General features: G+C 40.9%; 17 protein-coding genes. All 17 read left to right on the top strand.

Annotated features, from left to right (window positions below; genetic code table 11):
• Window positions 1–111: 111 nt before the first annotated feature.
• The 17 genes from OW255_RS12300 (at window position 112) to OW255_RS12220 (ending at window position 26,369) form a co-directional block, all read left to right on the top strand.
• A complete protein-coding gene (locus OW255_RS12300) occupies window positions 112–1,458 on the top strand; it encodes an ABC transporter substrate-binding protein (protein WP_268114256.1) in 1,347 nt (448 codons plus the stop codon).
• 95 nt (window positions 1,459–1,553) lie between these two features.
• Window positions 1,554–2,621 carry a carbohydrate ABC transporter permease gene (locus tag OW255_RS12295; RefSeq protein ID WP_081752271.1) on the top strand — a complete coding sequence of 356 codons (1,068 nt, stop codon included), beginning with the start codon at window positions 1,554–1,556 and terminating at the stop codon, window positions 2,619–2,621.
• Window positions 2,622–2,639: 18 nt separating this feature from the next.
• Window positions 2,640–3,476, top strand: coding sequence for a carbohydrate ABC transporter permease (locus OW255_RS12290; protein WP_024835645.1), 837 nt, complete (start codon window positions 2,640–2,642; stop codon window positions 3,474–3,476).
• 10 nt (window positions 3,477–3,486) lie between these two features.
• The gene (locus OW255_RS12285) at window positions 3,487–5,298 is read left to right on the top strand and encodes a glycoside hydrolase family 2 protein (RefSeq protein ID WP_268114255.1); all 1,812 of its coding nucleotides are present in this window, start codon (window positions 3,487–3,489) and stop codon (window positions 5,296–5,298) included.
• Window positions 5,282–6,463, top strand: a complete 1,182-nt coding sequence (locus OW255_RS12280; RefSeq protein WP_268114254.1) for a glycoside hydrolase family 88 protein — start codon at window positions 5,282–5,284, stop codon at window positions 6,461–6,463. The genes OW255_RS12285 and OW255_RS12280 overlap by 17 nt, the downstream gene beginning before the upstream one ends.
• A 33-nt stretch (window positions 6,464–6,496) precedes the next feature.
• A complete protein-coding gene (locus tag OW255_RS12275; protein WP_268114253.1) occupies window positions 6,497–8,194 on the top strand; it encodes a DUF2264 domain-containing protein in 1,698 nt (565 codons plus the stop codon).
• Between the two features lie 98 nt (window positions 8,195–8,292).
• Entirely contained in the window at window positions 8,293–11,319 is a 3,027-nt protein-coding gene (gene lacZ, locus OW255_RS12270; RefSeq protein WP_268114252.1) for a beta-galactosidase, LacZ type, read from the top strand.
• A gap of 167 nt (window positions 11,320–11,486) precedes the next feature.
• Entirely contained in the window at window positions 11,487–11,816 is a 330-nt protein-coding gene (locus tag OW255_RS12265; RefSeq protein ID WP_024835650.1) for a cupin domain-containing protein, read from the top strand.
• A gap of 14 nt (window positions 11,817–11,830) precedes the next feature.
• Window positions 11,831–12,526 carry a DinB family protein gene (locus OW255_RS12260; RefSeq protein ID WP_268114251.1) on the top strand — a complete coding sequence of 232 codons (696 nt, stop codon included), beginning with the start codon at window positions 11,831–11,833 and terminating at the stop codon, window positions 12,524–12,526.
• 391 nt (window positions 12,527–12,917) lie between these two features.
• Complete coding sequence (locus OW255_RS12255) at window positions 12,918–14,660, top strand: ABC transporter ATP-binding protein (RefSeq protein ID WP_268114250.1); 1,743 nt, start codon at window positions 12,918–12,920, stop codon at window positions 14,658–14,660.
• Complete coding sequence (locus OW255_RS12250) at window positions 14,636–16,411, top strand: ABC transporter ATP-binding protein (RefSeq protein WP_268114249.1); 1,776 nt, start codon at window positions 14,636–14,638, stop codon at window positions 16,409–16,411. The genes OW255_RS12255 and OW255_RS12250 overlap by 25 nt, the downstream gene beginning before the upstream one ends.
• Window positions 16,412–16,473: 62 nt before the next feature.
• Complete coding sequence (locus tag OW255_RS12245) at window positions 16,474–17,355, top strand: patatin-like phospholipase family protein (RefSeq protein ID WP_268114248.1); 882 nt, start codon at window positions 16,474–16,476, stop codon at window positions 17,353–17,355.
• A 3-nt stretch (window positions 17,356–17,358) separates the two neighbouring features.
• Window positions 17,359–19,635, top strand: coding sequence for a DNA helicase PcrA (gene pcrA / locus OW255_RS12240; protein ID WP_268114247.1), 2,277 nt, complete (start codon window positions 17,359–17,361; stop codon window positions 19,633–19,635).
• A gap of 145 nt (window positions 19,636–19,780) precedes the next feature.
• On the top strand, window positions 19,781–20,074 hold the full coding sequence (locus OW255_RS12235; protein ID WP_024835656.1) for a hypothetical protein: 294 nt from the start codon (window positions 19,781–19,783) through the stop codon (window positions 20,072–20,074).
• A gap of 91 nt (window positions 20,075–20,165) precedes the next feature.
• Window positions 20,166–21,527, top strand: a complete 1,362-nt coding sequence (gene rlmD / locus OW255_RS12230) for a 23S rRNA (uracil(1939)-C(5))-methyltransferase RlmD (protein ID WP_268114246.1) — start codon at window positions 20,166–20,168, stop codon at window positions 21,525–21,527.
• 1,656 nt (window positions 21,528–23,183) lie between these two features.
• The gene (locus OW255_RS12225) at window positions 23,184–23,465 is read left to right on the top strand and encodes a hypothetical protein (RefSeq protein WP_268114245.1); all 282 of its coding nucleotides are present in this window, start codon (window positions 23,184–23,186) and stop codon (window positions 23,463–23,465) included.
• Between the two features lie 255 nt (window positions 23,466–23,720).
• A complete protein-coding gene (locus tag OW255_RS12220; RefSeq protein WP_268114244.1) occupies window positions 23,721–26,369 on the top strand; it encodes a hypothetical protein in 2,649 nt (882 codons plus the stop codon).
• Window positions 26,370–26,372 lie beyond the last annotated feature (3 nt).

Below are 26,372 nucleotides of genomic sequence, written 5' to 3'. Positions count from 1 at the left end.
TCTTAAAGAATTTCCATTCTTAAAAAGGGAACATTCATATATAATTCAGGTATGGTAAATTCTTAGGATTAAGAAGTTGCTGTTTAATTATTCAAATCAGGAGGGTATACAATGAAAAAAAGAATGCTTAGCATTACTCTTGCCTGTGCAATGGTGGCAGCCAGCCTTGCTGGATGTGCCGGTGAACCAAAAGATGCCACAAAGGCTTCTTCCGAAAGCGCAGCAGAGACCAAACAGTCAGAGGCAACAAAAACAGCAGATGGTAAGACTACATTAAAATGGTCCGTTTGGGATATCAGCTCAACCACTTACTATCAGCCTCTTATTGATGCATTTGAGAAGGCTCATCCAGACGTGAAGATCGAGATGGTAGACTTAGGATCTACAGACTATCAGACCGTTCTTGCAACAGAATTAACAGGAAGCGGTTCTAATTTTGACGTAGTAACCGTTAAAGACGTACCAGGTTATATGACACTGGTAAACAAAGGCGTATTAGAGCCTCTGGACAGCTATATCCAGTCCTCTAATGTTGATTTAACTCAGTATAAGGGTCTTACCGATCAGATTACCGTTGATAAAAAGTTATATGAACTTCCTTTCCGTAACGATTTCTGGGTAGTGTTCTATAACAAAGATATCTTTGACAAAGCAGGCGTATCTTATCCAACCAATGATATGACATTTGAACAGTACGATGCTCTTGCAAGAAGTCTTGCAGTTGACACACCAGGACAGGAAGTATATGGTGCTCATTACCATACCTGGAGATCCGCAGTACAGCTTTTCGGTGTACTTGATGGAAAGCATACTATTTTAGACGGCAAATATGAATTCTTAAAACCATATTATGAGATGGTATTAAAAGAGCAGGAAGATGGCATTGCTCAGGATTATGCAACCTTAAAGACAAGTGGACTTCATTACTCCGGCGCATTTGCACAGGGTAACGTAGCTATGATGAACATGGGTACATGGTTTATTTCTACTTTAATGGAGAAAATCCGTACAGGTGAATATACCGACGTTACCAATTGGGGAATTGCAAAATATCCTCACGCAGAAGGTGTAGAGCCAGGTTCTACTCTTGCAACTATCACATCCCTTGCAATTCCAGCAAATGCACCTCATAAGGATCTTGCATGGGAATTCATTAATTTTGTAAGCGGCAAAGACGGCGCAGAGATTCTTGCATCTACAGGAACCATCCCGGCAGTTATGAACAGTACAGTTGCTGATCTTGTTTCCGGAACAGAAGGCTTCCCTAAGGATGATACAACAAGCGTAGACGCTCTTAATACCTCTAAGCTCTATCTTGAAATGCCAGTTAACGAGAAGAGTTCTGAAATTGAAACAGTTTTAAATGAAGCTCATGATGCAATCATGACAGGCAGCATGTCCGTAGATGACGGTATTGCTCAGATGAATGAAAAAATTGGTGCGATTTTAGGCAAGTAAATTCTAAGATACAAAGAGAGGCGGGCGATAAAAGCCCGCCTCATTTAAAGAAAACTTCTGATTTGATGATAGAAATAAAAGGAGGAGACCCATATATGGCAAAGACAACAACAGAGTCGCAAAAGCAGGAAAAAATCACAGCTTTGCAAAAAAAACGGGATGCTCTAAGTCTTAAGCTTAGAAGTGCCGACGGTGCAGGAAAACGTGATGGGCTGATTGCGAAAATCGAAAAAATAGATGAACAGATTAAAAAAGTAAGGACAGGAGAGCGGTTTACAAGGCAGGAAAAGAGGAATCTGATTGCATATTCCTTTATTGCTCCTAATTTTATCGGCTTTGCTGTTTTCACCCTGGGACCGATTATTTTTGCTTTTGTCCTGGCATTTATGAAATGGGATGGGAACAGTCCCATGCAGTTTACAGGACTGAAGAATTTTATAGATATGTTTGCCAATGCCAGATTCCGGGCGTCCTTTGTAAATACCATTGTCTACTGTCTGGCAACGGTGCCCTTAACACTGGCCAGTGCCCTTGGTCTTGCGGTCGTCTTAAACCAGAAGATCAAAGGAAGAAACTTCTTCCGTACCGTTGGCTTCTTCCCTTACGTAGCTTCCTTAGTAGCAGTAGCCGCTGTATGGAATATGCTCTTTAGCCCCATGAAGAGCGGCCCTGTCAATATGATTCTTTATAACCTGGGCGTTCATGCAAAAAGCCTTCCCAAGTGGTCTGCGGATCCTCATTGGGTTATGTTTACCATCGTTTTATTCAGCGTTTGGAAAAATATGGGCTATTACATGGTTATCTATCTTGCCGGCCTTCAGGGAATCAACGGAGAGCTTTATGAGGCAGCAGGACTTGATGGCTGTAATGCATGGCAGAGATTCCGCTATATTACCTGGCCTCAGCTTCAACCTACTACCTTCTTCGTAACCATTATCCTGACTATTAACTGCTTTAAGGTTTATGACATCGTATACATGCTGGCAGGAGGTTCCAATGGTATTGTAAGCTCCCAGGCCATGGTCCTGGTTTACCACATCTATGAAGAAGCGTTCCGTAACTGGAATCTTGGTTATGCAAGCGCAGTTGCTATGATATTGTTCTTAATGGTACTTGTCATCACACTGGTTCAGTTCCGTGGTGAGAAGAAATATGCAAACTAAGAAAAGGAGGATTCTAAAATGAAAGTAAAAAGCACAAATTATAAAATCAGCAGATGCCTCCTGTATGTGGTTTTGCTCCTTCTGACCGCTGCTATGCTGGTACCCTTTGTATGGATGCTCTCTGCTTCCTTAAAACTGGATAAAGACGTATTTATCTTTCCGATCCGCTGGATTCCTGAAAACCCCAGGTGGCAGAATTATCTGGATATCTGGACCAAGATTCCACTTCTCACCTTTGTAACGAATACGGTGAAAATCACTCTAATCGTAACTTTTTTACAGCTCCTCACCAGCAGCTTTGCGGCTTACGCATTTGCAAAATTAAAATTCAGGTATAAAGATACTTTATTTATGGCCTACATCGCTACCATTGCGGTTCCATGGCAGGTATATATGGTGCCTCAGTTCATGATGATGAGAAATTTCGGGTTAAATGATTCCCACTTAGCCATAATTTTCCTTCAGGCATTCTCTGCCTTTGGTGTGTTCATGATGCGCCAGTTCTATCAGGGAATTCCCGATGAGCTTTGTGAAGCAGCTAGAATTGATGGTATGAATGAGTACCAGATTTATGCAAGAATCATGCTGCCCCTGTCAAAGCCGGCACTATCCACGCTCACCATATTTACCTTTGTAAATACCTGGAATGACTTCTTAGGACCACTCATTTATTTAAAGACAGAAGCGAAAAAGACATTGCAGTTAGGACTTAAAATGTTTATCAGTCAGTATAGTTCAGAGTATGGACTCATTATGGCAGCTTCGGTTCTTTCCTTAATTCCGGTACTTATCGTGTTCCTATCTCTGCAAAAGCATTTCGTTGAGGGTGTTGCTGCAACCGGTGTGAAAGGGTAAGGATATAAAAATGATAAAAAATTTCGTGGACAATATCCATAACGAAGCTTATAAGGATTATTATCTCGCTCCTGTCCTGGATGCAGAATCTTATGTGTTTACAGGCGGTAGAAGGGAAGTGTCCTTAGACGGCTCCTGGAATTTCTCTGTAGATATGTACGATAATTGTCTGAGGGCCAAATGGTTCCTGGAGGAAGAAACCAATTCAGAGGGGCGAAAGGTCCCTCTGGATTACGGATTTGATGACTGGGAAGAGATCCCGGTACCAGCAGTATGGAACCTTGTGAAACCGGAATATTTTTATTATGAGGGACCGGCGGTATATAGCCGCCGGTTTCTTTTTGACGGGAAAACAGAGGGGCATGTGTTTCTTCGATTTGGTGCAGCAGCCTATGAAGCAAGGGTTTTCTTAAATGGTGAATTTCTTGGACTTCATCTTGGTGGTTCCACACCTTTTTGTGTGGAAGTCACCTCATATTTAAAAGAGGAAAACCGTCTCATAGTAGTGGCAGATAACACCAGACGTCAAGACCAGATACCCAGTGAGAACACAGACTGGTTCTTATATGGAGGGATTTACCGAGGGGTATCCCTTTTTTCTGTACCTGATACTTATATTAAAAGTATGAATGTACATTTAGAGGGCTGGAGAGAAAAACAAGTCTCTGTTTCCGTATCCTTAGGTGGCGCAAGCCATTATGAAGGGGGAGAGGCTGTTTTTTCCATACCAGAGCTTCAGATTAAAGAATCCATTTCACTGGGACCTGGTGGAACGGCAGAATTAACATTTGTGGCAGAGGCGCTTTCCCTATGGAGTGTAGAAAGTCCAAAGCTTTATGACGTTCAGCTGTCATACTTAAAAGAGGGAACGGTAATAGATATGGTCAGAGACCGGATTGGTTTCAGGACTATAGAGACAAGGGGAAATGAAATTATATTAAACGGTAAGCCTGTCTTTTTAAGAGGTGTTTGTCTTCATGAAGAGACAGAAGAGAACGGAAAGGCAGTAACCAAAGAAGACATTCGCAATGCCTTTATAAAGGCAAAAGAAATGAACTGCAATTTCCTGCGTCTTGCCCATTATCCCCATACCGAATGGGTATCCCAACTGGCAGATGAAGAAGGCCTCCTGCTATGGGAGGAGATACCAGTATACTGGTGGATTGATTTCTCCAATCCAAAGACCCTTGCAGATGCAAAGAACCAGCTGACAGAGCTGATTAAGAGGGATTATAACAGGGCCAGCGTCATAATCTGGTCTGTTGGCAATGAAAATCCAGATACGGACGAAAGATATCATTTTATGCGTGAACTGGCAGAGACAGCAAGGGAATTGGATAAAAGCCGTTTGATTTCAGCTGCATGCCTGGTGGATGCAGTGAACTTAAAGATATCGGACCGGCTGGAAGAGCACCTTGATATCATTGGGTTTAATGAATATTATGGCTGGTATGATCCGGATTATCAAAAACTGATTACCATACTGGAAGAATCCAAGCCGGAAAAGCCAGTGGTTATCAGCGAATTTGGTGCCGATGGGTTTGCGTCTACCAGTGAAAATATGAATAAGGTAAGAGGCTCAGAAGAGGAGCAGAAAGAAATTTATGAGATGCAGGTAGAACTCTTTAAAAAGACCAGTTATATTCAAGGAACCGTGCCATGGATCTTATTCGATTACCGGACACCAAAGCGCCTGGGAGCCTATCAGAAGGGGTACAACATCAAAGGACTGGTAACGGCTGACCGGAAAAGGGAAAAGCCTGCGTTTACAGTCATGAAAAAATTCTATGAGGAGGTAAGAAAGAATGAGCAAAGAGATTGAAACCTTATTTGGAAATAAAGCAGAACTTACGGAAATGGAATGCACCAAAGCAATGGATTTTGCTATCTTGCAGGTAAGAGAGAACTTAAAGGAATTTACCCATTCCTTTAAGAGAGCATTCAGCGAGGATGGCTTTTATCAGCCGACTGCCAATGTAAACTGGACTACCGGCTTCTGGACCGGACAGATCTGGCTTGCCTATGAATGGAGCAAGGATGAGGCGTTTGAAAAGGCTGGAAAGATACAGATTGAAAGCTTTTTAGACCGGATCGACCAGAAGATAGAGGTTGACCATCACGATATGGGATTTTTGTATTCCCCATCCTGTGTTGCAGGATATAAGCTGGCTGGAGATGAAAAGGGAAAAGAAGCAGCTATTAAGGCAGCGGATCAGCTTATCAGCCGCTTTCAACCAGTGGGCGGATTTATCCAGGCCTGGGGTCCCATGAACCAGCCGGAAAATTACCGTTTTATTATTGACTGTCTGTTAAACCTGCCTCTCTTATACTGGGCAACCGAGGAGACGGGTGATGAGAAATACCGGGAAATTGCTGAAAAGCATATTCACACAGCCATTGCCAATGTCATTAGAGAGGATTACTCTACCTGGCATACCTTTTTCATGAACATGGAAACAGGAGAACCAAGTCATGGCGCGACCTGCCAGGGATACCGGGATGGTTCTGCCTGGGCAAGAGGCCAGGCATGGGGAGTTTACGGCTGTGCCATGGCATACCGCTATACGAAGCGTCCGGAATACATTGAAGATTTTAAGCATGTGACCGATTATTTCCTGGAACACCTTCCGTCTGATCTGGTTCCTTACTGGGATCTGGAATTTGGCGAAGGTTCAAAGGAGCCAAGGGATTCTTCTTCCGCCTCCATCGCTGCCTGTGGAATGCTTGAGATGGCAAAATATTTAGATGAGAAGGATGCTGCTACCTACACCTCTTTGGCTAGAAAGATAATGGCATCTGTGGTAAAAAATTATGCAGTTAAAGATCTTAAAGAATCCAATGGCCTTGTTCTTCACAGCACCTATTCCAAAAAGTCTCCGTACAATACCTGCACACCGGAAGGCGTTGATGAGTGTAATATCTGGGGCGATTACTTTTATATGGAAGCTCTTACCCGGCTGTCTGGAGACTGGAATCCATATTGGTAATAATCAAAATAATCTGAAAAGAGGCGAATGTATATGAAACTTGATACAAAGCAGGAGTTTTCTCAGTGGATGTTCCAGGTCTTAAACCCATTGAAGCCATTGTACAGCCGTGGCTGTGCAAGGCTTCACCTGGGAGACAGCGGTGTTACCTATCCAAAGACCAGTATAGAGATGGAAGCATTTTCCCGTCCCTTATGGGCATTGGTGCCTTTCTGGTTTGGTGGAGGAACGGGATTTGAAGAGATATACCAAAAAGGACTTAAGAATGGTACAGACCCAGATCATCCGGAATATTGGGGAGGATTCGGGGATTATGACCAGAGATTTGTGGAGATGGCGGCTATTGCATGCGGTCTTATCTTTACCCCTGAAAAAGTATGGGAGCCTTTGGGTGAAACGGGTAAAGAAAACCTGGCAAACTGGCTTTACGGAATCAATGAACATATAATCCCAGACTGCAACTGGCAGTTTTTCATGATATTAGTCAATGTAGCCTTAAAGAAACTTGGCCGCCGCTATAACGAGGAACGGCTGGAGTCTGGCCTTTCGAAAATAGAAAGCTATTATACTGGAGAAGGCTGGTACCGGGATGGCGGTTCCAGTCAAAAGGATTATTATATTTCCTTTGCCCTTCATTACTATGGGCTGATTTATGCTAAGGCCATGGAAGAGGATGACCCTGACCGGTGTCTTCGTTTTAAAGAACGGGCTGTTTTATTTGCCAGAGACTTCCTTTACTGGTTTGATAAAAATGGTGCCGCGCTTCCATACGGAAGAAGTCTTTCCTATCGTTTTGGGGAAGCAGCTTTCTGGTCGGCCTACGTATTTGCAGGACTTGATGATATTCCCTTAGGTGTTGTAAAAGGAATCATCAGCCGCCATATAAGCTGGTGGATGGATCAAAAGATGTTTGACCGGGATGGAGTCTTAACCATTGGCTACAGCTACCCAAACCTTATAATGGCGGAACGGTACAATGCGCCAGGTTCTCCCTACTGGGGAATGAAGATACTCTTATGTCTCGCCCTTCCTGATGATCACCCCTTCTGGAAGGCTGAAGCAAAGGAACTTCCTCCCCTTTCTGAAATAAAGCTGTTAAAGCAGGCGGATATGCTGATGCATCGTCACGGCAGTGATGTTATTTCCTATCCGGCAGGCGTTTGTGAGAAGTACGGACACGGTCATGTACCAGAAAAATACTCTAAATTTGCCTATTCCACCAGATTTGGATTCTCTGTTGCAAGAAGCCAGATCATACTTCATGAAAATGCACCGGATTCATCCCTTGCCTTTGTCATTGACGGAGATGATTATGTTTTTGTGAGAAAATATAGTGATTCCTATGAGGTATTGGAAGATCGTGTAATCAGTCGCTGGCATCCGTTTCCGGGCATAACAGTAACGACCACCATTGTTCCCAAAGAATATGGTCATGAAAGAATCCATGAGATAGAAAGCCAGTACGATTGCATGGCATATGACTGTGGCTTTTCCGTTGAAAAGTTCACGGAAGGCTATGAGCAAAGGGCAGAAGGAACGAAATCCTCTGTGTCTTATAACAAGCAGGGCTGCCACGTTTCCGGGAAAGGTCCGGAGGCAAAAGGCATTGTCATTGAAGCAGATCCAAACACCAATGTGCTTTATCCTAACGCGTCCATTCCGGCAGTGGTTTACCGGATAAAAAAAGGGGAACCCATACGTCTGGAGACCAGAGTAGAAACCTATATGTAATCCATGAATCGGTACACTTAAATTTGAAAATAAGGTAGCGTCTTTTCCTTATGTGGATTATAATGGAACCACAGTTTGAATCAAAGGAGGGGTTCTTTATGGAACTGAAAACAGCAAAGCTGGAATGGCTGGAGGATCCGCAGGTTTTTGCGGTAAATCGTATCCAGGCCCATTCCGATCATTGTTATTATGAATCTGCAGAAGAAGCGGAATTTGGGGAAATGAGGCTTCGTCAGTCGTTAAATGGCATATGGAAATTTTCCTATGCAGACAATCCAGGAGAGAGGGTAGAACACTTTTATAAAGCCGATTTTTCAGCGGACCAATTTGGTACCATTGAGGTGCCAGGTCATATAGAATTAAACGGATACGGTCAATGCCAGTATATTAACACCATGTACCCATGGGATGGACTGGCAGATATCCGTCCGCCGTTTACAGATAAAAGCAACAACCCGGTGGGCAGTTATCTAAGAGATTTTGAGCTGGAAGCGCCACTTAAGGGAAAACGTCAGTTTATATCCTTTCAGGGAGTAGAGACCGCTTTTTATGTATGGCTAAACGGAATCTTTATCGGTTATGGAGAAGATTCCTTCACCCCATCTGAGTTTGAAATTACACATGCATTAAAAGAAGGTACCAACCGTCTTGCCGTGGAGGTATATAAAAGAAGCAGCGCCAGTTGGATTGAGGATCAGGACTTCTTCCGGTTTTCCGGTATTTTCCGTGATGTTTATGTGTATGCAATACCGGAATGCCATGTAGAAGATATCTTTATTCACGGAGATGTTTCCGATGATTACGAGGATGGCCTGTTACGGGCAGAGCTTAAGCTCACTGGAGGAATAAGCGGAACCATTTCTGCCATTTTGAGGGATGGGGAAGGGGTAGAAGTTACCAAATGGGACGCTGTCCCGGCAAAAAGGGACGTAGAATTTACTACCTGCGTGAAAAAAGCCCGTTTATGGTCCGGAGAAGATCCTTATCGTTATGAACTGACATTCGTGCTTACCGACGATCAGGGCAGCGTAAGGGAAGTCATCCCTCAGAAAATAGGGTTCCGGCGCTTCGAGATGAAAGACCGTATCATGCATCTAAACGGAAAACGAATCGTATTTAGAGGCATCAACCGTCATGAGTTTAATGTGAGAAGAGGGCGGAGCATTACCAAAGAAGATATGATGTGGGATATCCGCTTCTTAAAACGCCACAATATCAACGCCGTGCGTACATGCCACTATCCTGATCAGAGTCTATGGTATGAGCTCTGTGATGAATATGGAATCTATCTCATTGATGAAGCGAATTTAGAAAGTCACGGCTCCTGGCAGAAGATGGGTGCTGTGGAACCTTCCTGGAATGTACCGGGCAATCTTCCGGAATGGAAGGAATGCGTTGTGGACCGTGCAAAGTCCGTGCTGGAACGGGATAAGAACCACCCAAGCGTACTGATCTGGTCATGTGGAAATGAGTCCTATGCGGGAGAAGACATTCTTGCAATGGCTGATTTCTTTAGAGAGCGGGATCCGGGAAGACTGGTTCACTATGAAGGCGTTTTCCACAACCGGGAATATGACAGGATCAGTGATATGGAAAGTCGTATGTATGCAACCGCATCTGACGTCTCAGAATACTTAAAAGGCGATCCGGAAAAGCCATTTATTCTTTGTGAATATATGCATGCCATGGGAAATTCTCTGGGCGGAATGCACAAGTATACAGAATTAGAAGATCAGTATGACATGTACCAGGGCGGCTTTATCTGGGATTACATGGATCAGTCTCTGATGAAGAAGGACGCCTATGGAAAAGAGCACATGACATACGGCGGCGATTTTGGAGACCGGCCCACGGATTACAGCTTCTGTGGCAATGGTATTGTATATGCAGACCGAACCGAATCACCCAAGGCCCAGGAGGTTAAATATCTGTATCAGGATATCCGCCTCACTCCTGATCCTAAGGGCGCAACCATAGAAAACAGAAGAATGTTTACAGACACTTCTGATTTGGAGTTTGTATACACCGTGTTAAAGGATGGAGAGCTTGTATTCCAGAAGAGCTTCTTTGCAGAAGTCGATCCCCTGCAAACACAATTGATTTATGTGGAAGTTCCGGAGTTTACAGAGCCAGGAGAATATGTACGTCAGGTCTCCGCCCTGTTAAAACAGGATACCTTATGGGCTGATGCCGGATTTGAGATTTCCTTTGGAGAGAATGTTTATCTGGTAGAAGGGAAGACAGAAAACTCTTTCAAAGAGCCATTGAAGGTGATTTATGGTGACGTCAACATCGGAGTCTTTGGAGAAGGCTTTCGGGTATTATTCTCCAGACAGGAAGGAAGCATTGTTTCCCTGGTCTATGATGGTAAGGAATGGGTTGGAAGACCTGTGATGCCGGTATACTGGAGAGCTACTACGGACAATGATAAAGGCAATAAATTCTCTGTAAACAGTTCTGTTTGGTATGGCGCAGGACGGTTTTATCGCTACGATAATAAGAACTGTGAAGTGGAGGAGGGAGATGGTTTCATAAAAGTATCTTATCTCTATGAATTATCCACTGTTCCCAAATCCTCGACAAAGGTCACTTATCTCGTAGATGGAAGCGGTGCCATTCAGGTTAAGGCCGTATACCAGGGACAAAAAGGGCTTCCTCAGCTTCCTGCCTTTGGTTTGAGACTGATTACTCCGGAAGCAGTAAAGAAATTTGCCTGGTACGGCAAAGGACCGGAGGAAAATTACAGTGACCGTAACAGGGGCGCAAGGCTTGGAATCTATAAGGATACTCCGGAAAACAATATATCCCGGTATCTGGTGCCCCAGGAATGCGGCAACAGAACGGAGGTCCGCTGGCTGAAGGTATCCGATATGGAAGGCCATTCCATTGGCTTCCGGGCAGTAAATAAGCCTTTTGATGTCTCTGTTCTGCCATATACGGCGGAAGAATTGGAATCAGCGACTCACAGAGAAGACCTTCCGGCAGTGCGTTATACCGTGGTAAACATCTTAGGTGCCATGAGAGGTGTAGGCGGTGATGACAGCTGGGGAGCACCAGTTCATCCAGAATACTGCATCAGCGGTGAAGAAGAACTTATTACAGAATTTATCATCGAAAAAAGATAACTATGAATGGGCAGGCAATGTTGTTTTACAAAAAACACTTTGCCTGCTTTCTTTTATTAAAAATCCTGTGAAGGGGTTGTTTTTCTTTTGCCTGCGTGGTAATTTGATAGAAGAAATATGCTATCACCCGGCAAGCACGGGATACAAGGAGAGAGCGAGGAGAAGGCATGATCATTCATTTTGATGAGACAGAAGAAAAAGTACTTCCTCATTTTAACGGGGGAGAAAAAGAATTCAACACCAGGATGTATTTGGATGAGCTTAACAAGATACAAAAGGGTAGACTGGTCCCGGGTGCATCCATTGGAATGCATACCCACGATACCAGCAGTGAGATTTTTTACATACTGGAAGGAGAAGGAACCGTTATATATGACGGGGGAGAGGAAGCTGTATCTCCAGGGGTTTGCCACTATTGCCCTAAGGGACATACCCACAGCTTAATTAATACTGGTGATAAGGACCTTATATTTTTTGCAGTTGTTCCAGTGCAGTAATTGAGGAGGAGCTTATGAAGTATTTTGGAGAAGGTTTGAGTGAAAGTCATAAGGAATTAAATTCTATCATTCGAAAGAAGGACAAGATAGAGGAGGCAAAAACTCTTTTCCTGGACATACATAAAAAGCTGCACCTTTCGAATATATCAAAAGAAGGGGGAAATGAAGTCGACCAATTGTTCGCTGATTTAGAGACATGGGAATATTCTGTAATGCCTACCAGCAAGGATGAAACCATAGCATGGGTGGTCTGGCATATTGCAAGAATTGAAGATCTGACCATGGGAATCCTGGTGGCAGAAGGAGAACAGCTGTTTAACGAGGATTGGAAGCAAAGAATGAAAGCTCCCATTACAGACTCTGGTAACGCCTTAGATGATAACGGTATCATGAATCTAAGCAAAAGCCTGGTAATAGAAGAATTACTACGTTATCGGTCAGCTGTTGGAATGAGAACGAGACAGATTGTATCAGACTTACGACCAGGAGATATGGTTAGGAAGGTCACCCCTCAGGCTATAGAAAAAATAAGGCTGGAGGGCGGAGTAACGGATGAAGAGGACTCAAAGTGGCTTCTTGACTACTGGGGCGGTAAAGATGTGGCCGGACTCCTTTTAATGCCTCCCACACGCCATATGATGCTTCATATCAATGATTGCTTCAAATGGAAGGAAGCCATAAGGGCAAAGAAGAAACTGTATCTGGTTTAGATTAAATTATCTAAATGTTCATAAATAACTTGACAAATGAAAATATTGGCAGTATTCTAGTGATTGATAATATTTATTAAATTAAGAAAAGGAGGCAGAAGCTATGAGAAACATGAACAACGGAATTAAATTTAAAGGAATCGGCAATGTTGTAGTTAATATGAAATTCATTCAGTCTGCCTCATCGAACATAGAAGATCTCTGCATGTAATAAGCAAGGGATCATAGACTCTTAACAGGAGTATCTTTATGTGTATGAACCGCAGTCTGTATGGGCTGCGGTTATTTTTTTGAGAATTTACCGAAAAAGACCGCTTTGCGCTGTTTTTTTCGGTTTTTTTCTATATTTGGGCAGAAATTAACAAGTTTAAAAATGTTTAAAGGAGGAAGTATGAAAAATCTGTGGAAGTATTTAAAGAAGTATTGTTTCCTGTATGTCCTTGCAATCACCGCGATGTTCATCAGCGTTTTTCTCGATGCAATGTCTCCCCAGATCACGAAGCATATTATTGATGATGTAATCGTGGGCGGTAATATGCAGATTCTGATGAACCTGCTGTTAGGACTTATCGGAATCGGATTTGGAAGAGCGATTTTCCAGTACACCAAGGAATTTATTTTTGACTATGCTGCGGCGGGGATAGGAAGCGGTCTGAGAAAGGATTTATTCGATCATATACAGACCTTATCTATGGATTACTTTGATGGCCACAACACCGGGGAATTGATGGCAAGAATCAAAGATGACGCAGAACGAATCTGGAACGCATTCGGTTTCGTAGGAATGCTGGTTCTGGAATGTACCATACATACGATTATTGTGCTTGTCTGCATGTATCGCATCAGTCCGGTGCTTACATTAGTACCATTGGCTATCATGCCGCTCATAGCCTGGTATGCCATTAAGATGGAGAACGGTCTTGGAGAAGTGTATGATAAGATCAGTGAACAGACGGCAGAATTAAATACCGTAGCTCAGGAAAATCTTGCTGGGATTCGTACGGTAAAGGCTTTTGCCAGAGAAGAATATGAAATCGGCAAGTTTAGAAAGCACAATAAGAAATATTATGACTTAAACATGAAACAGGCAAAGCTTCTCATTCGCTATCAGCCGAATATCTCATTTTTGTCTAAAATCCTTATGATATCGGTAATTGTAATCGGAGGAATCCTTGTTATTTATGAGAAAATGACCATCGGTGAATTAGGTGCATTTTCCGAATATGCCAATAACATTATCTGGCCCATGGAAATGGTAGGCTGGCTGAGCAACGATTTAGCCGCAGCCATGGCCTCCAACAAAAAGATCAAGGCAATCATGGATGAAAAGCCGGTAATCAAGGATGCCGAAGAGCCCGTGTGGCCGGAACATATTAATGGTGATCTTGTTTTTGACCATGTAAGCTTTGAACTTGATGGAAAGAAAATTCTTGAGGATATTGCCTTTTCTTTAACCAAGAGAAAGACTCTTGGAATCATGGGAGTTACCGGTTCTGGAAAAAGCTCCATCGTCAATCTGATTCAGCGGTTTTACGATGTTACGGACGGTAAGATATTGCTTGACGGAGTGGATGTGAGGGAGCTGCCTCTGTCCCTGTTGAGAGGTCAGATTTCTGTGGTTATGCAGGATGTATTTCTCTTTTCCGACAGCATTACGGAAAACATTAAAACAGGAAATAAGGATGCCACGGAATGGGAGATTGTCCAGCAGGCTTCCATATCAGCAGAAGCCCACAACTTTATATCTAAGCTTTCGGAGCAGTATGATACCGTAATTGGAGAACGAGGAGTAGGCCTTTCCGGAGGCCAGAAGCAGCGTATCAGCATTGCAAGGGCAATTGCAAAGAAAAGTCCTCTGCTGATTCTTGATGACTCCACCTCAGCTCTTGATATGGAAACAGAGAGAGAGATTGAAGCTCATCTGTCAAAGCTGAATAAAAGCTCTAAAATTATCATTGCTCACCGGATTTCTGCAGTACGGAATGCAGATGAAATCCTGATTCTTTCTGAAGGAAGGATTATAGAGCGAGGAACCCATGAAGAGCTGATGAACATGAGGGGACAGTATTATAAAACATATCAGGTTCAATACGGAGAGGAGGAAGTAACATGGCAGTCAATTCCAGCAGAATAGATGAAGAACAGAAGGCAGTCCTAAAAAAAGACACCATGCTTCGGATGTTTAAGTATTTACTGGATTATAAAAAGCAGATTACCATCGTTTTATTTATTATGGCAGGAACCATTGCCATAAGCATGATGGCCCCCCTGATTATGGAATATGCCATCAATGTCTGTGTAGCCCAAAAGGATATGAAAGGGCTTTTAAGGCTTGGAGGTGGAGCACTGATTTTGTTCCTATTGTTTCTTGCAGGAACCAAGATCCGGATGCGTCTTATGGCAGAAGTATCCAATAAAGTGCTTTTAACGATCAGGGAAGAGTTATACCAGCATATCCAGACCCTTGGATTCGGCTTTTTCGACAGCCGCCCGACCGGAAAAATACTGGCAAGAATCATTGGGGATGTGAATTCCTTAAAGGATGTATTATCAGACAGTGTGACTCAGCTCATACCTGATTTATTAACAGTCATCTGCGTAGCAGTTATCATGCTGATTAAGAATTACCGGCTGGCTATGGCTGCCCTTCTTACGCTTCCAATCCTTGCAATCGGACTATTTCTGATTCAAACAACCGTACATAGGAGATGGCAGATTTATCGAAAAAAGACGTCTAACTTAAATGCATACGTTCATGAAGATCTGTCTGGAATCCGCATTATACAAAGCTATGCAGCGGAGAAGGAAACAAAAAATGTGTTCCATGATCTGGTGAACCAGCACTACAAATCTTTTATGGATGCGGTACTTGTAGCAGATGCTTTTGGGCCTCTGGTAGAAATCACCTGGGGACTTGGTGGCTTCCTGCTTTACTTCATCGGAATTAAGATCATCGGCGTGGAACAAGTGGGAATCGGTACCTTTCTTGCATTCTCCACCTATATAGCCATGTTCTGGAGTCCTATCCGTAATCTGGCCAACTTTTACAATAAGCTGACCACCAACATCACTGCGGCAGAACGCATCTTTGATATCATTGATACAGAGGCAGAAATCGTAGACCAGGAGGGGGCGAAAGAGCTTCCGGAGTTAAATGGAGAAGTAGAATTTAAAAACGTTTCCTTCGCATACAGCGATGAGCCTGACCGTCTGATATTAAGCGATGTGAATTTCCTTATAAAACCAGGGGAAACCATTGCACTGGTAGGGCCTACAGGAGCGGGTAAAACTACGATTGTTAACTTAATCAGCCGCTTTTACGAAGCCACAGAAGGGAGAATCCTCATTGACGGTCATGAGATTAAGGATGTGACCTTAAACAGCTTACGAAGCCAGATGGGCATCATGACCCAGGATAATTTTCTCTTTTCCGGTACCATCCGCGATAATATCCGGTATGGCCGTCTTGATGCTGCGGAAGAAGAAATTATTGAGGCAGCCAAGGCAGTCAGTGCCCATGAATTTATCATGAAGCTTGATGAGGGATATGATACGGTCATCAGCGAAAGAGGGGCAGGTCTTTCCATCGGCCAGAGGCAGCTTCTTGCATTTGCAAGAACCATGGTCTCAAAGCCGGGAATCCTGATTCTTGATGAGGCGACCTCAAGCATTGATACTCATACCGAGCTTTTGGTACAGAAGGGAATCGATGCATTACTGAAAGGTAGAACTTCCTTTATCATCGCACATCGCTTATCAACCATACGGAAAGCAGACCGGATTTTTGTCATTGACCAGGGAAATATTATGGAGGCAGGAAGCCATGAAGAGCTTTTAGCCTTAAAGGGTGCTTACTACAATCTGTACCAGAGTCAGTTTGCCTAGACTTTAAAAGGGATTGACCGGATGGGAGAAATGCAATAGAATAGAAGTCGAGGTGATAAAAGATGACAGAAGGAGCATTGGTTTTGGAGGGAGGATCCCTTCGCGGCGTTTTTACAGCCGGAGTCTTAGACGTATTAATTGAACAGGAGATAGAATTATCCTATGTAAACGGCGTTTCTGCCGGCTCCATGTCGGGTATGAGCTACATCAGCAAACAATCGGGCCGGACCATCAGAGTCAATCTGGATTACGTGAGAGACAAACGGTTTTTAAGCTTCCGCAACATGGTAAGAAACCGTTCCATATTTAACTTTGACTTTTTATTCGGGGAATTAAGCGATACCCTGGTTCCCTTTGATTATGATACATTTAACAATTCCAGGCAGATTTTTGAGGTGGTCGCCACCAGATGTAAGACTGGAAAGCCGGAGTACTTTGAAAAAAGCACCAGTGAGGATTTTATCAGTGCCGTAAAAGCTTCAAGCAGTATTCCGGTTCTGTCCAGTATGATTTCTGTGAATGGGAAGAAGTATCTGGATGGAGGCTGTTCTATGCCAGTAGCCTATCAAAGAGCCATAGACCTTGGATATGAAAAGGTTGTGGTGATTCTTACCAGAGAGAAGGGGTATCGGAAGCCTCTTCTTGATAAATGGACGAAAAAGGGATATGAGCGGTATTTTGGACCGCTGCCAAAGCTTTTAAAGGCTCTTCAGGATGTGCCAGAACGGTATAACCGGATGCAGGAAGAGATTGATCAGCTGGAGGCAGAAGGCCGGATATTTGTCATACGCCCGGATAAGCATGTAACCGTGCAAAGAACGGAACAGGATAAGCGGAAGCTGGAATCCCTCTATGAAGACGGAAGAAGGCTTGCTGAGGCCAATTTAGATGATTTGAAGCGGTATTTGGGGATAGAAGAGGAAGGAAAGGAAGAGACGGTATAATTTATGAGTATTTACGATACATTAAATCCAATGCAGAAGGAGGCGGTTCTCCATACGGAGGGACCGCTTCTTGTGCTGGCAGGAGCCGGGTCAGGAAAGACCAGAGTACTTACACACCGAATTGCCTATCTTATAGAAGAAAAGGGAATCAACCCGTGGAACATTCTTGCTATTACCTTTACCAATAAGGCAGCAGGAGAGATGAGGGAACGTGTGGACAAGCTGGTGGGCTTTGGAGCCGACAGCATATGGGTTTCTACCTTTCATTCCTCTTGTGTACGTATTTTAAGAAGACACATAGAAAGCCTGGGATATACCACAAATTTCACCATATATGATACGGATGATCAGAAAACTCTCATGCGCAACGTCTTAAAAAGCCTGGAAATGGATCCAAAGCTTTATAAGGATCGTGCCATGCTATCTGTAATCTCCACCGCCAAAAATGAGCTGATTTCAGCTGTAGAGTTTGAACTGAACGCCTCCGGTGATTTCAGGCAAAAAAAGGTGGCTCAGGTCTATAAAGAGTACCAAAGCCAGTTGAAAAAGAACAATGCCCTTGATTTTGATGATCTTATCATGAAAACAGTGCAGCTTTTTGAAGGCAGCCCGGAGATCTTAAATTATTACCAGGAGCGCTTTAAATACATATTGGTGGATGAGTACCAGGATACCAATACAGCCCAGTTTAAGCTTGTCAGTCTGTTGGCTGGGAAATATAAAAATCTGTGCGTAGTAGGTGATGATGACCAGTCCATCTATAAGTTTCGAGGCGCAAACATTGAAAATATATTGAACTTTGAAAAATCATACCCAGGAGCCGTGGTCATTAAGCTGGAGCAAAATTACCGTTCCAGCCAGAGCATCTTAAATGCAGCCAATGAGGTCATACGCCACAACAGAGGCCGTAAGGACAAAACCCTTTGGACAGCCAATGACGAAGGCCCTCTGGTGCAGTTTAAGCAGTTTGATAATGCTTCTGAGGAAGCGGATGCCATTGTCCGGGATATTTTAAACAGCCCGTCCGATTATCAGGATTGTGCCGTACTTTATCGGACCAATGCTCAGTCCCGTCTCATTGAAGAAAAATGTCTTCAGCACAATGTTCCCTATCGTATGGTAGGAGGCGTCAATTTCTATCAGAGAAGAGAAATCAAGGATATCCTGGCTTATTTAAAGACCATTGCCAATGGTAAGGATGACCTTTCCGCCTTAAGAGTTATCAATGTCCCCAAGCGTGGAATCGGTGCCACCAGCCTTGGTAAGATTCAGGCGTTTGCATCAGAACGCGGCTTTGACATTTACGATGCCTTTTGCCGGGCAAAAGCGGTCCCGGGACTTGGAAAGGCAGCTGATAAGGTCCTTGTATTTACTGAGCTGATTGAAGACTTCCGTAATAGAATGTCAGAAGAGGCTTACACCATTCACGAACTGATTGAAGATGTACTTGATGAGACTGGATACTTAAAAGAGCTGGAAGCAGAAGGGGAAATCGAGTACCAGACCCGTCTTGAAAATATCGAGGAGTTGATTAACAAGGCCGTAAGCTTTGAAGGAGACCATGAGCATCCGGATCTTAATGAATTCCTGGAAGAAGTGGCTCTGGTGGCTGATGTAGACCGTATGGATGACTCGGAAAACAGAGTGACTCTCATGACGCTTCACAGCGCCAAAGGACTTGAATTCCCCCGGGTGTATTTAACCGGAATGGAAGATGGTCTCTTCCCAAGCATGATGTCTATTTCCTCCGATGATAAGGAAGAGGTGGAAGAAGAGCGGAGACTTTGTTATGTGGGAATCACAAGAGCCCAGAACTTTTTAATGATGACTTCAGCAAGACAGCGTATGGTAAATGGAGAGACCAGGTACAGTAAGGTAAGCCGCTTTATTGAAGAGATTCCGGATCACCTTCTGGATTCCAGCAGGCTGGAGCCAAGAATCTCAAAAATCCGCACGGGAGCTGATTTTGATGACAGTGCACTACCATGGGGAAAGGCAGGGCGGTCTGCCGGTGTCAGTAGCTTTGGGCCTGGAAACAATGCATATGCATCTAAAACTGCAAAACCCGCCTCATCTCCTGGCTTTGGAAAAGCATTTACTGTAGAAAAACCATCTTCCTTAAGCTATAAGGAAGGCGACAGGGTCAGCCACATCAAGTTTGGAGAAGGACTTGTCATGGAAATTAAGGACGGCGGAAGAGACTTTGAGGTCACAGTCCAGTTTGATAAAGCAGGGGTTAAAAAGATGTTTGCATCCTTCGCAAAACTAAAACTTTTATAAAAACAATAATCAATACATAAAATTCAAAAAAATTGTGAAAATGATAGTAAAAGACCCAATATAATGGTATAATAACTGCGATAGGCAGAGAGACAAACCTTTGCCAGGATTTAAAAAGCAAGGCTCTCAGAAAGGACGTGGAGACATGAACAGATTTGATGCAATGAGCAAAGAGGCTATGAGCAAACTGGAAGATCTTATGAACTCAAGCAGAGTGAATGAATTGCTTCATAAAAGAGAACAGGAAGAAAAGAAGAAAAATTGTATTCTCTGGATACTGGCTATAGTAGGAGCTGTGGCAGCGGTGGCAGGCATCGCCTATACCGTTTACCGCTTCTTCACACCGGATTATCTGGAAGATTTTGAAGATGATTTTGATGATGATTTCGACGATGATTTTTTTGAAGACGATCAGGCTGTCGAAGCTACGGAACAATAAGATTGGCATTATTATAGAGAAGGAGCGTGCCTCAGTCAGTGAGACACGCTTTTTGCTCGGTCAGGAATAAAAAAGGATAGGAGTCAGAAGAGTGAAAAAGGGTGAGATATACGAAGGTATCATAGGCCGGTTCGATTTCCCGGATAAGGGTTATATAGAACTGCCGGAAGGTAAAATAGGAATAAAGCACACATTGCCAGGACAAAAGGTTCGTGTGATGATCAATAAAAAACGAGGTGGAAAGGTAGAGGGCCGGGTTCTTGAAGTTTTAGAGCCTTCTAAGCTTGAGACCGCAGAGAATCCTTGTCCTCATTTTGGGATATGCGGCGGATGTACGTACCAGACACTTCCTTATGAGGAGCAGTTGAAGATTAAAGAGAAACAGGTTAAAGATCTGATTGACAGTGTTTGTGAGGATTATGTATTTGAAGGAATCAAGGGCAGTCCTATAGAAGATGGATATCGGAATAAGATGGAGTTTTCCTTTGGAGATGAGTTTAAGGATGGTCCTTTGGCCCTTGGCATGCATAAGAGGGGAAGCTTTTACGATGTGGTAACAACAGGTAACTGCCAGATCGTTAATTCTGATTTTACGGATATTTTAAAGGCTGTAAAGGGATATTTTGAGGAAAAAGGAACTGGATTTTATAAGAAAATGCAGCATACCGGATATTTACGCCACCTTCTGGTGCGACGTGCCATTAAGACGGGCGAGATTTTAATTGACCTGGTAACGACAAGTCAGGAAGAGATGGACTTACAGCCATTAACGGATCTTTTGCTTGGTTTGTCTTTAAATGGTACAATTGTTGGAATTCTTCATACATTTAATGATAGTCTTGCTGATGTGGTAAAGAATGACCGGACTGATATTTTATATGGACAGGATTTCTTTTTTGAGGAGCTTTTGGGACTGAAATTTAAAATTTCACCGTTTTCCTTCTTCCAGACGAATTCTCTAGGTGCAGAAGTATTGTATGAAACTACAAGAGGCTACGTTGGGGAGACAAAGGATAAGGTGGTATTTGACTTATACAGCGGAACTGGTACCATTGCTCAGATTCTGGCTCCTGTAGCTAAAAAGGTAGTGGGTGTTGAGATTGTTGAAGAGGCTGTAGAGGCAGCAAGGGAGAATGCGAAGCGTAACGGGCTTGAGAACTGTGAATTCATTGCTGGTGATGTATTAAAGATTATTGATGAGTTACAGGACAAGCCTGACTTGATTGTGCTTGATCCTCCTAGAGATGGGATACATCCAAAAGCATTAGGCAAGATTATTGATTTTGGAGTGGATAAGCTGGTTTATGTTTCTTGTAAGCCTACCAGCCTTGTGAGGGATTTGGTGGTGTTACAGGAGAGAGGTTATAAGGTGGAGAAGGTTTGTTGTGTGGACATGTTTCCTTCAACAGCGAATACAGAATGTTGCGTTCTGTTGCAGCGGGTGGTAAATTAGAAAATTGAATATTTGATACACAAACAGCGTGAAAGTTATTCAAATTTTCACGCTGTTTATGTATCAAGAAAAACATATGAAAAAGGTTATAAAATTACCAGTAAGAGATTTGTAAAGCAGTGTAAACTATAAAAATGGGTTGTGGCCTATTGCCATATCAGCATGAAATTTGAAGAACAATATAACAGTTTAGAAATGCAAATGAGTATGATTTTGAATAATTCAGAGTGGGAATTCGCAGGCATTTTTTCAACTGCGAGATTTGTCTGAGAAAATCAAAGTGTAGTGTATTAAATGATTTGATGACCATCGTACGAGCTGGTCATATCAATAGCATATTGACTAAGTCTATCAGTCGGGTTTTGAGAAACGTGCTGGACAACTTGGGCAAATACTGTAACTTGGAAAAATTTAAATTGTGAAGAGTATAAGAGAGATGTTATGATTTAAAAAACTTATATTATCTTACCGGAAAGATGAAAGTTAATTGTGGGCGCAGAAGTGTTATGTTACGGGGAATAATGAAGGAATTATATTCCTTAATGTTTTCACCAGGTTCAGGATGACATATTTCGAAGGGGGCGGGTGGTTTTAGATGAAGATGGAGAACGGATTTGCACTGGAAATGGATATAGTAGTAAATATTTATTAGGTAATCTATCTAAGTGAGAAAACTGTGGTGGAAGTTATTGTCGTCGAACGCAACGTGGATAAATCGTATAGAGATGTGGGACTGAAATAAAGGAAGGGACAGAAGTTCGTGGAGATTCAAATACTTTAAAAGATGATGAAATTAAGAGTATTCTATTGATGATACAGTGTAGGGAAATTCCTACAAAGAATCAATTTAGAAAGATTAAGTAAAGAGAATAGATGTATATGGAAAGCAAATTATCATTTACGTATCTGGCTCAGAACAATATTACATTTGTAAACTATAGATTTGAGGTATCTGAATAGAGATATATGTTAAAAAATTCAAGTGTGGCTTTAAATATGTATGAAAAAGATATTTATTTGAGTAGAAAATTCTTTTATTATAATATAAACTAATTTCTTTTAACCTCGAATATATTTAAATCATTAGTACGAATGTAGTTACTTGGATTTATGGAATCTAGGTGAAGCAAGAAATATTGATATATGTTTTTATATGTCAGACAGAAGTTAATGTATTTTCTGACTCATATATATTGTTGAATTATTATGTTGAGATATAATGATTTTGCATATATAATCAAATATATAGAAACAACTGATAGAAAGATTTTTTAAGATAAAAATCGATGAAGAAAGAATCGGTGGATAAATATAAACGGGCAATTGCAAGATAGATAAATTCTTTGAAAATATTTATAAATGAGGGGGAGAATTGTATGTATATAAAAAAATATTATAAAAGAAGACGACATATCACTAATCTTTAATAAAGGTGTATATGCAATAATTGGTGAAAATAACTCTGGAAAATCTTTTGTAATAGATGTGCTTAGGATTGTTTATACAACTGTGACATACAGAAAGGATATATTTTTTTCAAAGTCGGATTTTCATGTTAGTAAAGATGGGGGGTAGCAAATTATGCTCAATTTGATATATATTTGGAGGAAGTTCCGCGGAAGTTGGTAGAAATTTGGAATCCCAGGAGTGAGAGTGGTGAGGGAGGAGTTTTTAAATCAACAAATTGATATTAGTTTGGTAGAACCGAGATTTGATTCAATTGCCGCTTCCTTGCGGGCTTGGGATAAACCTAAGTGGATATTGATAAATAAATTAGATCCAGTCTATGAAAAAGCATATACATATTATCAAAATCACAAAAAGTCAAAGAAGATACAAGATGATGAAAAAGGCATATATTTCGAAATTTCTATTTCGGTTGATGAAGCTGGATTTGACAAGGAAACAGCCAACAGAATTTGTGACATTTTTTATTAAATATATTATGTGATGGACTTATTTAAAGAGAACTAATTTTAAAATATTGAAAAAGCATAGTTATTAAGGCATCAAAACACTGATTAGTAAAGGAAAAAGAGTATTATCTTTACTAGTATTATATTTTATATGTAATCTATAGCGTAGGAATTATTACTTATAGTTACTAATAAATTTAATCTAAAGAATAAAAATAAATTTTTCAATAATTCGTAGTGTTTAAATATATAAAGGATATTGAGGTAGGGATTAAGTATGAGAAGAATAATTATTGAACAAGGAAATGAATTTAAAATTTATGATAGTCAAACTGAGATAAGTGAAGATATATTTTGGGATCAATATAAAATGGCAAATGAGATTAAAGATAGCTTGGTAACATATTATAAAAAAATAGAAGCGGATAATTCTAAAAAGAATATATGGGAGCATCTTAATAATATAATTGCATTTTGCGGAGAGCGTGGACAGGGAAAGAGTAGTGCCATGATTCATTTTACATATAATTTGAAAAATGATGACAATATAGAGGTATTGGAAACAATAGACCCAACAGCCATGGAGACGGTACATGATATTTTAGATATTGTTATATCAAGGATATTTGAGCAATATAGGATAGATAAAGCAATGAATCAGAACAATAGTCAATCATTTGGTGAAAATGTTGTTAATCAAAATCGCGATCAATTGTTTAAAATGTCGACATTATTTCAAAAGGTACATAAGAATCTTGCAGTGTTGAAAAATTCGGAAAGGTTTATCAAAGACGAATATATTTATAACGGATCTATACAAAATCTAGTAGATATTGCTGACAGTATGAATTTAAAGAATGATGTTCAAGTGTTAGTAAGAGAATATCTGAAATATCGAAATAAAAAAATATTAATGGTTTGCCTTGATGACTTGGATTTAAACATCAGTTCAGCATATAAAATGATGGAGCAAATTCGGAAATATATGATAATCCCAGAACTGATTATTGTTATGGCAGTGAATATTAAGCAGTTGACCTTTTGTGTAGAAAGGCAATTTTTGCTGGATATGGAAGGATTAGAGCAATCTTCCCGTTGGGATATCAATTTGGAAGCAAAAAATATGGCAAATAAATATTTGGAAAAACTACTTCCTCAGACAAGAAGAATTATGCTTCCAGATATCAGAACAATTGCAAGCGATGGAACTAGTGTAGTTAATATTCTTTATCGAAATGGTAAAAAAATTATTTTTGACTCTCATAAGTTGGGAATTGAAAAAGGGCTTATGAATGTATTATACAAGAAGACAGGGTTGGTTTTGATTGCTAAAGAAGACGAAGTTCATCCTCTTATCCCTAATACGCTCCGCGAGCTTGTCGGTATGGTTTCGGTAATTGGTAATATGGGAGAGAGGGATAAGAAAAGAAATATAGATTTGTTTGAAGATTATTTATTTGACTCCTGGGCTGAAAATCATTTGGAAGAAAAGGAAAGACAATGGTTTGTATCCCTTAGGCAGATAGGGCTGAAAGATGTTCAGGCTATTATTTTCATTTATTTATGTAAGTGGCTTTCTAATAATGGGTTCTTAGATACATCAATTCATATGGATATTCTAGAAAGTAGTGTACAGAAAGAGTTTGAATTAGTGATGAAAGAAAGGAGGAGACCTAATAATGGAGATATTATAAACTGTATTCGCTTGTGCTATAGGGTAAGGGGATATGATTTAAATAATTTACTCTTTGCTATAAATACCTATATTTCAATAATTATGCTTAAATTGAATTATGATAACGCCAAAGGGAAATTACAGGAATTTGTTGGTGAAGATATGTTTGGTATTTGCCAGCTGATTAGAGAGGAGACAGGAAATTTTTATAATAAATCAAGGCTTCATTATAAATACGATGTTGCAGAGTATTGGAAGAGATCTATTGAAAAGATAGGAGGTGAAAAGTCAGGTTTAATAGATATTGCCAATATTAATGTATCGGCAGTACGAAACTATTTCAATAGATTTGATAATGGCGAGATGCATTTAAAAAAACATTTGTATACGATTGGGTGTGTATCAACCTTCAAATGGACAAAAGATTCAGCTACAATAGGGATGGTATCTGATAATAATATGGTGGCAACAAAAGCAGATTTTTCCTTGAACAATTTGTTCATTAGACAACTTGATAGTAAAATTGTTTTTAATAATATTAGTGCTGAAAAGTGGGGGATAAAAGCTACTGAAGAATTAGAGCAGGAGTTATCTGCATATTGGAAAAATTTTATAGAACTTTGTAATATTTTGATTTGTAATATGGAAGCAATCTATTATATAGCTCAATATCTGGAAAGTACACGAGATATTAAAGACAGAACAAATAATGATATTAAGGTTTACTACAATCATTTTTTCAAGAGTTTAATAGAGGGATTATTGCAGATTAATAGTTATATAGATTTAAAAATAGCTTGGATTATAAATCCCAAGCCTGAGGGAGATTATAGTCAGTTAGTAAATGAATTAGCTTACTTTTGGGAAAGCATAAAACGGACTAAGCAAGAGCAAATTGATGAGGAACTTATGATTCCGATTTTAGATGATTTAGAACAAGTAAAAATAGATGATGTGACAGAGATTGGTGACTCATTTGATAAGTTAATTTCTAATATACCATCATTTGTTAGAAAAGATAGTACTGTACAAAATTATAAAAATAAATTAAATAAATTAAGGAATTATTATGAAAATAACAAGGGGGATTATACTGTTATGGAGCAAGCATTTTTAAGTGATAGTTTTACTAATTTAAACATTGAGCTAAATAATTATATAAAGAATTATGAAAGTTCTGATGTGATTAACGAATCTTTATCGAAAAATTATAATACAATTCGCAGATCTTTAATGTCTGTAACAATATAAGAG

Origin of the sequence: Lacrimispora xylanolytica, from assembly GCF_026723765.1 — a bacterium.
GTDB lineage: Bacteria > Bacillota > Clostridia > Lachnospirales > Lachnospiraceae > Lacrimispora > Lacrimispora xylanolytica.
The sequence above is the reverse complement of the archived record's forward strand: the minus strand, read 5'-3'. Positions and strand labels throughout refer to the sequence as shown.